Raw genomic sequence first — 13,775 nt, 5'->3', positions numbered from 1 at the left:
GACTTTTGGTATTAATTATTATCGTCCTGCTTGTCTTCGGCATTCTTGTTGTTTTCCTCATGCTCCTTGATAGCAGCCTGTACCTCTGGAAGTTCCTTGACGGTGTCGTCGATCTTAGGCTGTTCGTCCTCCATGATTTCCTGAGAACGGCTCATCCAAGGGCGCTTGCCGAAAATCTTCTCCACGTCTTCTGCCATGATAACCTCTTTCTGTATCAGGAGTTCAGCCAGCGCATTGTGACCCTCCTTGTGTTCCATCAGGATGTTCTTGGCACGGGTATATTGTTCGTTCACCATCTTGAGTACCTCCTCGTCGATTTCTCTTGCCGTTGTCTCAGAGTATGGGCGCTGGAAAGAGTATTCGCTCTGGTTGTAATAGCAGATGTTTGGCAATGTCTTACTCATACCGAGGTAAGCCACCATGCCGTATGCACTCTTGGTAGCACGCTCCAGGTCGTTCATCGCACCAGAAGAGATATGTCCTGTAAACAGTTCCTCTGCTGCACGTCCACCCATCAGCGAGCACATCTCATCGAGCATCTGCTCCTTGGTGGTAATCTGTCTCTCCTCAGGCAAATACCATGCAGCACCCAAAGCCTGTCCGCGAGGTACGATGGTAACCTTGATGAGCGGGTTGGCATACTGGCAGAACCATGAGATCGTAGCATGACCAGCCTCATGCAATGCGATGCTGCGCTTTTCATCTGCAGTCATCACCTTGGTCTTTTTCTCCAGTCCACCTACGATACGATCGACAGCATCGAGGAAGTCCTGCTTGCACACAGCCTTCTTGTCGTGGCGTGCAGCGATGAGGGCAGCCTCATTACAAACATTGGCGATATCTGCACCCGAGAATCCCGGAGTCTGACGAGCCAGGAGGTCGATATCTACTGTATCGTCTATCTTGATTGGTTTCAGATGAACCTGGAAGATGGCCTTGCGCTCGTTCAAGCCAGGCAGATCAACGTGGATTTCACGGTCGAAACGACCGGCACGGAGCAGGGCACTATCCAGCATATCAACACGGTTGGTAGCTGCAAGGATGATGACACCACTATTGGTACCGAAGCCGTCCATCTCTGTAAGGAGGGCATTCAGGGTATTCTCACGTTCATCGTTTCCGCCCATGGCAGGGTTCTTGCTGCGGGCACGACCCACGGCATCAATCTCATCGATGAAGATAATGCTTGGCGCCTTTTCCTTAGCCTGTCTGAAGAGGTCGCGAACACGGGATGCACCGACACCCACAAACATTTCAACGAAGTCGGAACCGCTCATAGAGAAGAATGGTACACCTGCTTCACCGGCTACAGCCTTTGCCAGGAGTGTCTTACCTGTTCCCGGAGGACCCACGAGGAGTGCTCCTTTAGGAATCTTACCACCCAGGTCGGTATATTTCTGTGGGTTTTTGAGGAACTCCACGATTTCCTCCACTTCCTGTTTGGCACCTTCCTGTCCGGCCACGTCCTTGAAGGTAATACCTAATGTATTTCCCTTTTCATACATGCGTGCTTTGCTCTTGCCGACATTGAAGATACCGCCGCCAGAGCCGCCCATGCCACCGCCCATTCTTCCAGATACCCACCAGATGAGGAGGAAGAAGATGATGAGTGGGGCGAAGTTGATCAGGAGGCTGATGAAGTCGTTGCCTTTCTCGTTGACATAGTTGTAAGATTTGATTTTCTTAGCCTTCACCATGTTGTCGAGATATTTGTCAACTTCGTCTATCGAACCATACTGCACTTCAACATAAGGAGCAGGTCCTACGTCCTTCGCACTGGTATGATATACATCTCTGATATGATTTGGGGCAACGTACACTTTCAGGTTGCCGTCGTTCTTATTGGCAGTAACGCTCAGTACGTATCCCTTTTCGATGTATTCCTTGAATTCTGTGTAAGTAGCCTTTTTGTTTGCACTTCCACCTAATGCATCACCACCACCATTCAGAAAGACCACTATCAAACTGATGAGGATGATGACGTAAAGCCAGCTCATATTGAACCGAGGCATCTTTGGCGGTTTTCCGCCGCCATGATTATTCATTCTGTTTCCTTGTTCCATATCTTCTGAAATTATATGAATCCTATATCGTGTATAAAACTATACTATGGTAGTCTTACACCTTATTATATTTATACCTTAATTATATATATCAACTTCAATTATGTATATACCAACTCCGGATAAAGGAAGTTGTCTCACTGATTAGTCGAGGTCAGGAATCTCAGTCAGGTTGGCGTCTTCCCAGAGGTGCTCCAGATCATAGAACTGTCTAACTTCTGGTTGGAAGATATGCACAAGTACATCCACGAAGTCGATAGCAACCCACTGGTCATTTCCCAATCCCGCTACATTTGCAGGTTTTTCTCCCAGATTTTTTCTGCAGAAATCGCCTACAGATTCAGCGATAGCTTCCACCTGTGATGGAGAGTTGCCCTGACAGATGACGAAGTACTTTGCGATAGTACCATCGATGTGCGTCAGGTCGGCAATCACAATTTTACTACCTTTTTTTTCCTGTATTCCTTCTTTAATTGTCTCTACTAATTGTTTTGTTGTATTCATTGATGATTATCTATTAATTGTCTCGTTTATGTTTTTTCTTTATAAAAGCCTTGCAAAGATACGCTAAATACATGGAAAAACCCCGAAAAACGATAAAAATTGAGATTTTTTAGAAAAAAGACGCTGATTTTTTTGGTAATTCAGAAAAAAGTAGTACCTTTGCACTCGCAATTGTGATTAATGCTTATAATGATTGCTAAGATATTGGGATATGGTGTAATGGTAACACTACAGATTCTGGTCCTGTCATTCCTGGTTCGAGTCCGGGTATCCCAACTTCTTCATCATTGTCATCAATCATTAACCTGCACATTGGGATATGGTGTAATGGTAACACTACAGATTCTGGTCCTGTCATTCCTGGTTCGAGTCCGGGTATCCCAACATAATTGGTTAAACTGAATGGCATCTTCCTTATGAAGGTGCTTTTTTTATACATTCATACGAGAAAATATAAATCCCTTAGTGTTTCAGCAAGAAGAACACTAAGGGATTCTTTTTTTTCAGGATTTTTTCTTGTATGGTATAAAGCACTGAACTTCTTCCTGTTTTAGGTTTGTCAGAAGTCTGCTTTCCGTTCTATGAATATTTCCTTTCCTGATAAAGGATGTGTGAATCTGATAGACTCGGCATGGAGGTAGAGGCGGGGTGCCTTCTCGCAGCCATAGAGAGGGTCGCCAAGGATAGGGGCATTCAGTCCTTCCCGGTGGGCACAATGTACACGGAGCTGGTGGGTACGTCCTGTTTGGGGATAGAGAGCGAGGCGGAGGTGCTGGTTGTTTCCTTCGTTTTCTTTGTTACCAAAAGCATCGTTTCCTTCGTTTCCAAGAACTTTGTATTCCGTAATCGCTTCCTTTCCCTGTTCATGATTTACAATCTGGCGTGGACGGTCGAGATAGTCGGGCATCAGAGGGAGAGAGAGGATGCCTTCTGGCAGGATGCTTCCTTCTTTCGCACATACGATGGCTATGTATTTCTTCTGTATCTGATGACTTGCGAATTGTTCCTGCAGCCGATGGTAGGCAAACTCTGTTTTGGCAATCACCATGAGTCCGCTTGTAGCCATGTCCAGCCGGTGTACAATCAAAGGACCCGTAGCCTCCGGGTATTTTCTTCGCATGATGGAATAGACGGAAGTGACGCCTGGTTCTTTTCCTGGTACGGAGAGCATTCCGGCAGGTTTGCAGATAACGGCAAGTTCCCGGTCTTCATAGAGTGTCTCCAGGGTAAGTGGCTGAGATGCATGATTGAGCATCGTGTTTACTTCCGGTAGCATCCAGCGGAGTATCGGTTTGCACTTACCATTGCAGGCTGGATAGAACTGCAGGTGGTGTCTGATTTCCTCTTTCGGACTTTCGCCCCACCAGAACATCGCCATCTGCAGGGGTTTCAGATGATGTCTGAAAGCATACTGGAGCAGTTTGGGTTCGCAGCATTCTCCGCTTCCGGCAGGAGGAACCATCTTCAGTGCAGCTCTTTTGGAGAGGAGTGACAGGTTCGGCTGGTCTTCCAATGCAGTATCTCTGAATATTTCCAACAGATCTTTTTCTTCTCCTTCGGCATTGAGCATTCTGAATTGTGCAAATAGCCATTGCTGCAGGGCATCAGAGAGTTGTTTGCGCAGTTGCTTGAGTCTGGAAATATTGTTCTGATAGTCTTCGTATTCCGTCTCTAATGTAGTCTTCTCGGCAAGTGATTTCTTGAGTCGGCGCAGTTCGGCCTTCATGAATTGGCTTTCTTTGGTCATCGCCTGTTCCTCTTCGGCAGAGAGATTGCCCTGTTTTCGTCGGAGATCCCTTTGGGCCTTCTTTTCTTTCATTTTTTCCTGAAAACCGGCTATGGCTTGTTGGCGCTGGGCAAGCAGGTCTGCGATGAGTGTCCGGGCCTTCTGCATCCGTTCATCCTTTTCCAGTCGCAGGATACTTTCGTTGATGCGGGTAATCTCAGCCTCATGGGTCTTGAAATATCCATCAGGCTGTAGGTAGTCGAAAACGGCAGGTACGAAGTCATCCCAGTCGCTTCTGCCTCCTATCTGACCGCTATAGGCAGCCAAGTATCCGCCTTCAACGATGAGTACTCCGAACATTTTTCCCCGGTCGATTTCCTCGCGCCATTCCTTCTTGTTCTCAAGATAGGTCTGCAACTCCTTGCATATCTGTATGCAAAGAGGGTGCGGTTCGTAGTCGAAAGGATTGTTCATCTTTTCGGGAAAGTCAGTTCCTGTAGAGGATATATGGAAAGGATGTAGTATCATCATTTGTTATTTTAGGTGCAAAAGTACATATAATTATTTGTTCCTCCAAAATAAATATTTGAAAAAATTTGTGTACTTCATCGAAAAGCCTTACTTTTGCAGTCATAAAAAATGAACTGTCACAGAAGAACTGTCGCAAAAAGGGATAGACGTATGAGTGTACAGATATAAAAATGTGCAGGCAAAAGAAAGAATAGATGTAAGTATGAATAGAAACAGCAACCTCTTTTATCATCTCGTAGCATTCCTCACCGTAGCAATATGGGGAACCACTTTTGTATCAACCAAGGTGCTGATGCTGAACGGACTTTCTCCAGCCCAGATTTTTACCATGCGCTTTTCCATCGCATACGTTCTGATGCTGGCATTCAACCACCGTCGCATCTTTGCCGACTCTTGGAAGGACGAAGCGAAGATGATGTTATTAGGCATCACGGGAGGATCACTCTATTTCTTAAGTGAGAATGAAGCGATGAATTTCACCACCACCACCAATACATCCCTTATCGTATGTTCCTGTCCGCTTTTTGCTACCCTGCTGGTAAGGTTGGTATATCGGGATTCCGCCCGCATCAACCTGATACAGATACTCGGTTCGCTTTTGGCTTTTATGGGTATGATTATTGTGGTGCTGAATGGTAGGTTTGTGCTTCATCTCTCCCCCGTAGGCGATGCCCTGGCGTTTACGGCATGTATGTGCTGGGCTATCTATTCCCTGATGATGAAATCGGTGACGGGAAAGTATAGTGCCGCCTTTATCACCCGCAAGGTATTCTTCTATGGAGTATTGACGATATTGCCTTATTATCTGATTATACCGGGATTCCCTTCTTGCGAGGTCTTTGCCAAACCTCAGGTGATAGGCAACCTGTTGTTTTTAGGTTGCTTGGCTTCCATGATCTGTTTTCTCACATGGAACTGGTGCCTTTCCAAGTTGGGTACGGTAAAGGCCACCAACTGGGTATATTTCAATCCGATCACTACCATGATCTTTGCTTCATGGATATTGGATGAGAAAATCACTCCTTATTTTCTGATAGGTGCCACTTGCATCCTGATAGGCATGTATGTGGCAGACAAAAAAACGGTAGCATAAACTCCAGGAGTTATACTACCGATTTCTTTTACTTAGCAGCCAGAACCTCTACTTCAACGAGTGCGCCCTTTGGCAACTTCTCTACTGCTACAGCAGAACGTGCTGGGTATGGCTGGCTGAAGAACTCTGCATAAACCTCGTTCATGGCAGCGAAATCATCCATGCTGTTCAGATAAACAGTAGTCTTTACTACATGAGAGAGGTCAGTACCGGCAGCCTTCAGGATGTTCTGGGCATTAGTAAGACTCTGACGGGTCTGCTCCTTGATGCCACCCTCTACGAAATTGCCTGTTGCAGGGTCGATAGGAATCTGACCTGATGCAAATACGAAACCGTTTACTTCGATAGCCTGGCTATATGGACCGATAGCTGCAGGCGCATTGTCTGTGTGAATTGCGTTCATAATTTCTTTTCTTTTTCTATTATTAAATCAATCTAGATGCAAAGATAAGCAATTTTTCCCATAATAGGCCTGTTTCGCATCAAAATTTAATAAGTTTTCTTACTATATTCGCTCGGTGTACATCCAAATTGCTTCTTGAAGCTGGTTGAGAAGTGGGAGAGGGTGTTGAATCCCGTCATGTAGGCAATCTCCGAGATGTTGTACTTGCCTTCCACGATGAGGGTGGCGGCACGATTGAGCTTATAGGTCTTGAAGAAGACGCTTGGATTCTCTCCTGTGAGTCCCTTGACCTTGTAGTAGAGCTTTGTGCGGGAGATGTGCATCAGTTTCGTTACCTTGTTGACATCCAATTCCGAGTTGGCTAGTTCCTGCTCCATCATATGATAGAGTTCGTCCATGAAGAGCTTGTCTTGTGGCGACAGCACTTCTTCCACATTCTTGTCGGTCTCCGTGGCGTTGGTCAGGATGGTCTTGGTCTTCTCGCGGTTGGTGAGTTGCGAGTTGATCATTGCCAGGAGAACCTTGGGGGTGAATGGTTTGGTAACGTAGGCATCTGCTCCACTGTTCAGACCCTCCACTTGGTTTTCGGTGGTGGTCTTTGCCGTTACCAGGATGACTGGGATATGGCAGAGTTGGATGTCTTGCTTGATTTCCTTGCAGAGATCATAGCCGCTCATTCCCGGCATCACCACATCGCTGAGGATGAGGCTAGGTTCTTCCTCCCTTGTCGCCTTCAAGGCACTCTCGGCATCGAAACGGTAGATGATGCGATAGGATGACGCCAGGAGGGTACGAAGATAATGCACCACTTCGGTGTCGTCATCTACGATGAGTATTTTCGGACGGTTGTCTGTACTGTTATCTTGACTTACCTTGTCTGCCACTTTCTGACTGTCGTGCAGTGGAAAAGCCATCTTCTGGTCTTGCTCCAAAAGGGCTTTCTCGTTGGCGGCATAGAGGCTCTCATCGGTAGGCAGGGTAACGGTGAAGATGGCTCCCTGGCAGTCCTTGCGATTGCCCGCCTTTAAATCGCCATGGTGAAGGACGGCTAGGCTGCGGGCATAGTAGAGTCCAATGCCAGTACCCCAGTTGATGGTGCCTGTGGACTGGTTGTTCAACTGATAATATCGCTTGAAGATATTCTCCACCTCATTCTGTGGGATTCCCTTGCCTGTATCAGCCACCGTGATGGTGATAATCTGTTCTCCCTTGTTAGTGGTACCGGTGTCGAAAGATACATCTATCTTACCGCCACGAGGGGTAAACTTCATGGCGTTGGACATCAGGTTGTTGATAATCTTTTCCAGTTTGTCGGAATCCAGAAGCATCAGGTAGGAACCTTCTAGTCCGTGACAGTTCAAGGTGATACCTTTCTCCTCTGTATTCACGATGAAGAGGTCCATGATGCGCTTCATCTCGGTGATAATGTCGGTTTGCTTGACGTGCAAGCGGAGTGTGTCGTTCTCCAACTTGTTGAAGTCGAGCAACTGGTTGACGAGTCTCAGCATTCTATCCACGCTTCGGTTGATGATGTTCAATAGCAACTTGTCGTGCTTGTTGATGCTTTCACTTTCGCAGAGTTGTTCCACAGGTCCAGAAATCATGGTGAGTGGTGTCCGGAACTCATGCGAGATGTTAGCGAAGAAACTCATGTTCATCTTGTTGATGCGCTGTTCCTGCTCCTTCTCATCCTTAGCCTTTTGAACCATGTTCTTCTCAATGCTGATGCGCATCTTCTGCCGATAGATCACGAAGCCGACGCATCCCATTATAATAAGGTATAGGCACCAAGCCCACCAAGAGTTCCAAGGCTCAGGGGCGATGCTTACCTGTATGCTTTTTTCGGCGATGATATTGTCGGAGTCGTTGCCTGCCATCTTAACCTTGAAGGTATAGTTGCCAGCTGGCAGATTAGAGTAGTACGCCTCGTTGTTATTGCCTGCATCAATCCATGTATTGTCGAATCCTGCCATTTGGTAGAAGTAATGGATGTGCTTGTAGTCGCTGTAGTCGATGGCCGAAAAGGCGATGCTGAAGCTGTTCTGTTTGTAGCTTAGGTGAATATGGGGTGATTCTTCCATACTCTCCTCGATGCATCCATTCTTGCCAGGAAGCATAATCTCATTATGTACCTTGAGTGTTTCGAAAAGCAGACTTATCTGTTGGTTCGTGTTTACGTTTTGGGGATTGAAGATGGTGAGTCCCTGGGTACCGCCGAAGATGAGAGTTCCATCTGACAGCTTGCACGATGCCCTATCGTAGAATTGGAAGCCTTTCACACCGTCAGCCTCGTTGTAGGTGGTTACCTTTTCTGTTTTTCCATCTATCTTGTTGAGTCCATACAGCGTACTGACCCAAATGTTTCCATCTCTATCTTCCTCGATGCTGGAAATGTCGGAGCAGGAGATTCCTGCTATGGTGGTCAGCTTGCGGCTCTTTGCGTCATACTTCAAGAGTCCGTTGGTAACTGTACCCAACCAGATGTTGCCCTTGCGGTCTTGATAGTTCTTGGTAGGGATATACACACTTCGCTTGATGCACTTTTTCCAGTCAACCGGATTCACTTTAAACTCTTGGACATCGAAGTTGTTTCCATTCATTTCGAGGATGGGTTTGTAGAAGGCCGATATGAGCATGTTGTCATTCTGCAAGTGCATGATGCAGGGAATGAAGCAGAAAGTGGTAGGGAAGAGTTGTTTTTTTGTCATCTCTCCACTTTGTGCTGAAATGCAGTAGATGTTGACGGATGCCGTGGATACCCAGATGTTTCCCTTTGCATCTTGGCTGATGTCCATAGGCATGAAGCAAGGGTAGGAGGCTACCTTGTTGAGATTGTTGCCATCGTATTGGTACTTTGCCACATGGTCGCCATTGGCTAGCCATAGATGATTGCTGCTATCCACAAAGATGTTGATGATGGCATTCTTCTTGTTGCCGTTGCTGTAGGAAACCATCGGTATGTCCTTGAGTTGCTGGGTTTGCAAGTCATACATATAGAGTCCGTTCTTCTTGGTAGAAATCCAAAGGTGATGATTCCTGTCGGTGGCTACGGAGAGTACGGGCTGTTTGCCGATGGCACGTTGAAGGGCAGGCATGCTATTAAACATATCCTTGTATCTGTAGATGGTTTTTACGCCATCGTCTTCAGACCCGAGCCAAAGGTTGCCCTTGGAGTCGGTAAACATCTTGTTGACTTGCATATCAGGCACTTCGAATGGGAAATTCTTGTCGCTTTGTGGCAGGATGGTTCCCTCCTGGGCATTGAAATAGAATAATCCGTGCTTGGTGGTGCTGAGCAGAAGATTGCCTTTTGCGCCATACGGATGGATGCAGTTGACCATGTCGTTGGGGATTTGCAAGCCTTGCAATGCTGCAGGGAGATGTTGCCATTTCCTGGTATCCGTATCAAAGAGCTGCATTCCATTGTAGCCAGAGATGTAGAGCTGATGCCCATCGAGGAGAAAAGAGGCGATGGGATAACTCTGTACAGGGCTTTGGACGATAAGTTTGAGGTCTTGGGTGCGATACCCCTTGACAGAGTAAGGGGTAACAATCCACATCACATCTTTTCGGTCTATATGGCAAGAGATATGATAGCAGTTCTTCTCCAGCATCTTGGAGAGCCTGGTGATGGCTGTGTTGGTATTTTCGTCATATTGATATAGGTCTGTCTTCGTGAGGAAGAAGATTCTTCCCTCCTTGTCTTCCAGGATTTTTTCGATGTTCTTGTTATTGCCATTGATACTTACTCGTTTGAAATTGCCATTGGCCTGGTATAGGCATACGCCATTGACGGTGGCTACCCAGAGTCGGTTGTGGGAGTCACGATAAATGTCGGTAATATTGTTGTCGGGCAATCCCAGTGAATCGTCCACGCAGTAGTATTGGTGATACTGGTTGCCATCATACTTGTTGAGACCACGGAAGGTACCTATCCAGATTTGTCCGTATCTGTCTTCGCAGATGCTCTTCACCTGTTGGTTGGAGATATGATCAGACAGGACGAGGTTCTTCTCGGGTGAAGAGACTTCGGGGATGTCTTTTTGGTCCTGGCAAGCAGTAAGAAGAAGGGCTGCCAAGAGGATGAGTACGTTATAAAATACCTTTGTTCGTTTCATAATCGATGGTTTTGGTAGTTGCTGCAAAAGTACTATAAAACCTTGATATATACAAGGTTTATAAGACTTTTTAAACAAATACGCAAGTTTTTGAACATATAGGAAACCCCATTTTGAACAAAAACGTAACACAAGAAAACAAGTTAGAAAAAGGTGTATGATAAAAAGCAATACCTTTGCAGCCGTAAACAATCAACTGATTTACAAGAATAAAAGCTTAACTAACAAAGTATTATCTTTAATGAGTAAAATCTATGAGAAAAATGAATGATTACAGAAGGTTCCTGACCTTCGTGTTCTTATTGATGATTTCCGGTTCTGCTGCCTTGGCGCAGGAACTGATGAAAGTCGCTGGTCTCGTAGTTGACCAAAATGCCGACCCTTTGATTGGTGTTACCGTGCGTGTGCAGGGAGACAACAAGGGTGGTACTGTAACTGATATGGATGGTAACTTTACAATCCAGGTGCAAAAAGGTAAGACCCTTGTCTTCTCTTATCTTGGCTATAAGAATAAAGAGGTATTAGCCAACTCTTCCAGACTCAAGATTACATTAAATGAAGACAACAAGGTACTCGACGATGTGGTGGTTGTAGGCTATGGCGTTCAGAAGAAAAGTTCTGTAACAGGTGCCATTTCTCAGGTGAAGAAAGAGGATATGGAGAATCGTACCATCACCAATGCCAAGTCTGCTCTTCAGGGTAAGACCGCAGGTGTACAGATTGTCTCTTCTTCTGCTCGTCCGGGTGCATCACCAACCGTTCGTATCCGTGGTTTCTCTTCCAATGGTTCTTCCGATCCTCTTTATGTAGTAGATGGTGTGCGCCTAGGCGATATTAGTGGTATCGATCCTAATGACATAGCATCTATGGAAGTGTTGAAGGATGCCGCTTCTGCTGCCATATATGGTGCAGAGGCTGGTAATGGCGTGGTTCTCATTACTACGAAGAAGGGTACTGTGGGTAGTGGAAAGATAACATATGATTTCCAATATGCCATCGAATCGCTTGCTAAAAAGCCTAAGTTGCTCAATGCCGAAGAATATATCCAATATATGAAAGAAGGTAAGACCTTTACCGAGGATTATCTCCTGAAGAATTGGGATGGAACAACCAATACCTCCTGGGTAGATGCCATCTATGGTAAGGGTAAGATGCAGAAGCACAACCTGGGCTTTACGGGTGGTAACCAAAATGGCAACTACTATCTTTCGCTTACTTATCTTGACAATGATGGTATGGTAAGAGGTAATAATGATCTCTATCGTCGTCTCACCGCTACCATCAATGCTGAATATCAGATCAAGCCATGGTTGAAGGTGGGCACTACTAACCAGATTGAAAAATATAACGCCCGTTCTGTTTCTGAGGGTTCTGAGTATGGTTCTATGATGGCAGCTGTGCTTTCTATGGATCCATTGACCCCCGTTGCATACGAGGGTGGAAACTTGCCTGCTCATGTTGCTAGTGCCTTGGCAAGCGGAAAGCATCTCTTGACCAATGCGGCTGGTAACTACTATGGTGTGTCTGCTTTCTATGCAGGTGAGCAGTTCAACCCATTCGTGATGCGTGACAATGGCATATCTCGCAACAGTGGATTCAATGTGAATGGTTCCATTTATGCAGATTTCAAGCCTATCAAGGATCTTGTGCTTACTTCTCGCTTTGGTTACCGTTTGTCGGGTACTCGCAGTTCTTCCACTTCACTTCCTTTCTATGGAAATGCAACGCAAAGCCGTGATTATGTAGATCAGAGTGCATCTTCTTCTACCTCTATCTATTATCAATGGGAAAACTTTGCCAACTATATGAAGAAGTTTGGTGACCATACCGTGAATGCCATGGTTGGTATGTCTTTCCAGGAATCTACCTACGATTTCGTGCAGGGTGGTTTGCAGGCTAATGGTGAAGACGCTGTCAAGAAAAACAATCCATTGTTCTACTATCTGAATTTCGCATCCGCTTCTGCTACCAAGTCTGTAGGTGGTGAGAAAACTCGCTCAGCCAAGTATTCTTACTTTGGTCGTTTGAGTTACGATTATAAAAATCGTTATTATCTGCAGGCTTCCCTCCGTGCAGATGCTGCCGACTTATCTAAGCTTCCAGCTACCAATCGTTGGGGATATTTCCCAGCTGTGTCTGGAGGTTGGACCATTTCTGAGGAAAAGTTCTTCGAGCCTTTAAGAGATGTTGTGGCTAGTTTGAAATTGCGTGCCAGCTGGGGCCAGAATGGTAGCTTGGCTTCCTTGAGTGGCTATGCCTACAGCACCGATATGGCGCAGGGTAGCATTTATCCGTTAGTTTCTGGTAATAATTATACAACGTCTGTTAGTCCATCTAGTATGGGTAACGATAAACTGAAGTGGGAAACATCAGAGCAGACCGACTTGGGTATTGATGCGCTCCTCTTTGCTGGCAGAATGAACTTCAGCATGGACTATTTCGTGAAGAAGACCAAGGACTTGCTCGTGGGTGGTACCACTCCATCTTTGGTTATCGGCGGCACTACATCCCCTATCAATGCTGGTAACGTAAGCAACAAGGGATTCGAGTTTGAACTCGGTTGGAGAGACAACATCGGTGATTTCAGCTACAGTGTACGTGGCAACCTCGCTACCTTGAAGAACGAGGTTACTTATCTCGACCCATCCTTGACTCGTTTGCAGGGTACTACCTTTATGAATGTGCCTCTCACATACTTCGAGAAGGGCTATCCTGTGTATTACTTCCGCGGCTATCAGTTTACAGGCATAGACCCAAAGACGGGCGATCCAACTTTTGCCGACCTGAACGATAGTGGTGATTTGACCGATGATGACAAGATGGACTTGGGTAGTGCCATTCCAGACTTCACCTATGGTATCACCTTGACCGCAGCTTACAAAGGTTTCGACTTGGCAGTATTTGGTTCTGGTGCATCAGGCAACAAGATATTCAACTGTATCAACCGTACCGACTACCCTATGGTCAACAAGATGAAGGAACTCTTCTATGACGACCGTTGGACGGAGAGCAATCCTAATGGTAGCAAGCCACGTGCTGGTGCCAACAATATGGACAAGTATGCTACATCCAGCGCAATGGTATATGATGGATCTTATTTCAAGATTAAGCAGATTCAGTTGGGCTACAGTTTGCCGAAGACTCTTCTCAAGAAGGTAGCAATCAGCAACTTGCGCCTCTATGTGTCTCTCGATGACTTCTTCACCATCACCAAGTACCCAGGCTTCGACCCTGAGGTTTCTACCAATAGTGTAGTGGGTATGGGTATCGACAAAGGCGGTTATCCAACCTCAAGGAAGGTAGTGATGGGCTTCAACTTGGAGTTCTAAGGTCTGGA

At 46.0% G+C, this 13,775-nt stretch carries 7 protein-coding genes and 2 tRNA genes; 4 read left to right on the top strand and 5 right to left on the bottom strand.

Annotated elements, in window-relative coordinates; all coding sequences use genetic code 11:
• Positions 1 to 11: 11 nt before the first annotated feature.
• Together ftsH and rsfS are read right to left on the bottom strand one after the other, a co-directional pair.
• Positions 12 to 2,063 (bottom strand): ATP-dependent zinc metalloprotease FtsH, encoded by a 2,052-nt coding sequence (gene ftsH, locus KUA50_RS07725; RefSeq protein WP_218456841.1) that lies wholly within the window; start codon positions 2,061 to 2,063, stop codon positions 12 to 14.
• 144 nt (positions 2,064 to 2,207) lie between these two features.
• The gene (rsfS, locus tag KUA50_RS07720) at positions 2,208 to 2,567 is read right to left on the bottom strand and encodes a ribosome silencing factor (RefSeq protein ID WP_022110304.1); all 360 of its coding nucleotides are present in this window, start codon (positions 2,565 to 2,567) and stop codon (positions 2,208 to 2,210) included.
• Between the two features lie 205 nt (positions 2,568 to 2,772).
• On the opposite strand from rsfS, the gene KUA50_RS07715 reads away from it, so the two are divergent.
• Positions 2,773 to 2,843: transfer RNA gene (locus tag KUA50_RS07715), tRNA-Gln, on the top strand.
• A gap of 37 nt (positions 2,844 to 2,880) precedes the next feature.
• Positions 2,881 to 2,951 (top strand) — tRNA-Gln (locus KUA50_RS07710).
• Between the two features lie 175 nt (positions 2,952 to 3,126).
• Here KUA50_RS07710 and KUA50_RS07705 read toward each other — a convergent pair.
• Positions 3,127 to 4,824 carry a pseudouridine synthase gene (locus tag KUA50_RS07705; protein WP_413777446.1) on the bottom strand — a complete coding sequence of 566 codons (1,698 nt, stop codon included), beginning with the start codon at positions 4,822 to 4,824 and terminating at the stop codon, positions 3,127 to 3,129.
• A gap of 202 nt (positions 4,825 to 5,026) precedes the next feature.
• Here KUA50_RS07705 and KUA50_RS07700 point away from each other — a divergent pair, with 202 nt between their 5' ends.
• Positions 5,027 to 5,917, top strand: coding sequence for a DMT family transporter (locus KUA50_RS07700; RefSeq protein WP_022110302.1), 891 nt, complete (start codon positions 5,027 to 5,029; stop codon positions 5,915 to 5,917).
• 28 nt (positions 5,918 to 5,945) lie between these two features.
• Here the strand turns inward: KUA50_RS07700 and KUA50_RS07695 are convergent, their stop codons facing one another.
• Together KUA50_RS07695 and KUA50_RS07690 are read right to left on the bottom strand one after the other, a co-directional pair.
• Entirely contained in the window at positions 5,946 to 6,320 is a 375-nt protein-coding gene (locus tag KUA50_RS07695) for a RidA family protein (protein WP_006848032.1), read from the bottom strand.
• 86 nt (positions 6,321 to 6,406) lie between these two features.
• On the bottom strand, positions 6,407 to 10,438 hold the full coding sequence (locus KUA50_RS07690; protein WP_218456842.1) for a two-component regulator propeller domain-containing protein: 4,032 nt from the start codon (positions 10,436 to 10,438) through the stop codon (positions 6,407 to 6,409).
• A 263-nt stretch (positions 10,439 to 10,701) separates the two neighbouring features.
• Here KUA50_RS07690 and KUA50_RS07685 point away from each other — a divergent pair, with 263 nt between their 5' ends.
• A complete protein-coding gene (locus KUA50_RS07685; RefSeq protein ID WP_256624240.1) occupies positions 10,702 to 13,767 on the top strand; it encodes a SusC/RagA family TonB-linked outer membrane protein in 3,066 nt (1,021 codons plus the stop codon).
• Positions 13,768 to 13,775 lie beyond the last annotated feature (8 nt).

The organism is Segatella hominis (assembly GCF_019249725.2).
Taxonomy (GTDB): domain Bacteria; phylum Bacteroidota; class Bacteroidia; order Bacteroidales; family Bacteroidaceae; genus Prevotella.
The sequence above is the reverse complement of the archived record's forward strand: the minus strand, read 5'-3'. Positions and strand labels throughout refer to the sequence as shown.

Bases quoted from the DNA above. Each gene is read 5' to 3' on its own strand.
- KUA50_RS07695 (WP_006848032.1), bottom strand. From the start codon at position 6,320: ATGAACGCAATTCACACAGACAATGCGCCTGCAGCTATCGGTCCATAT.
- KUA50_RS07705 (WP_413777446.1), bottom strand. From the start codon at position 4,824: ATGATGATACTACATCCTTTCCATATATCCTCTACAGGAACTGACTTT.
- KUA50_RS07690 (WP_218456842.1), bottom strand. From the start codon at position 10,438: ATGAAACGAACAAAGGTATTTTATAACGTACTCATCCTCTTGGCAGCC.
- KUA50_RS07700 (WP_022110302.1), top strand. From the start codon at position 5,027: ATGAATAGAAACAGCAACCTCTTTTATCATCTCGTAGCATTCCTCACC.
- rsfS (WP_022110304.1), bottom strand. From the start codon at position 2,567: ATGAATACAACAAAACAATTAGTAGAGACAATTAAAGAAGGAATACAG.
- ftsH (WP_218456841.1), bottom strand. From the start codon at position 2,063: ATGGAACAAGGAAACAGAATGAATAATCATGGCGGCGGAAAACCGCCA.
- KUA50_RS07685 (WP_256624240.1), top strand. From the start codon at position 10,702: ATGAATGATTACAGAAGGTTCCTGACCTTCGTGTTCTTATTGATGATT.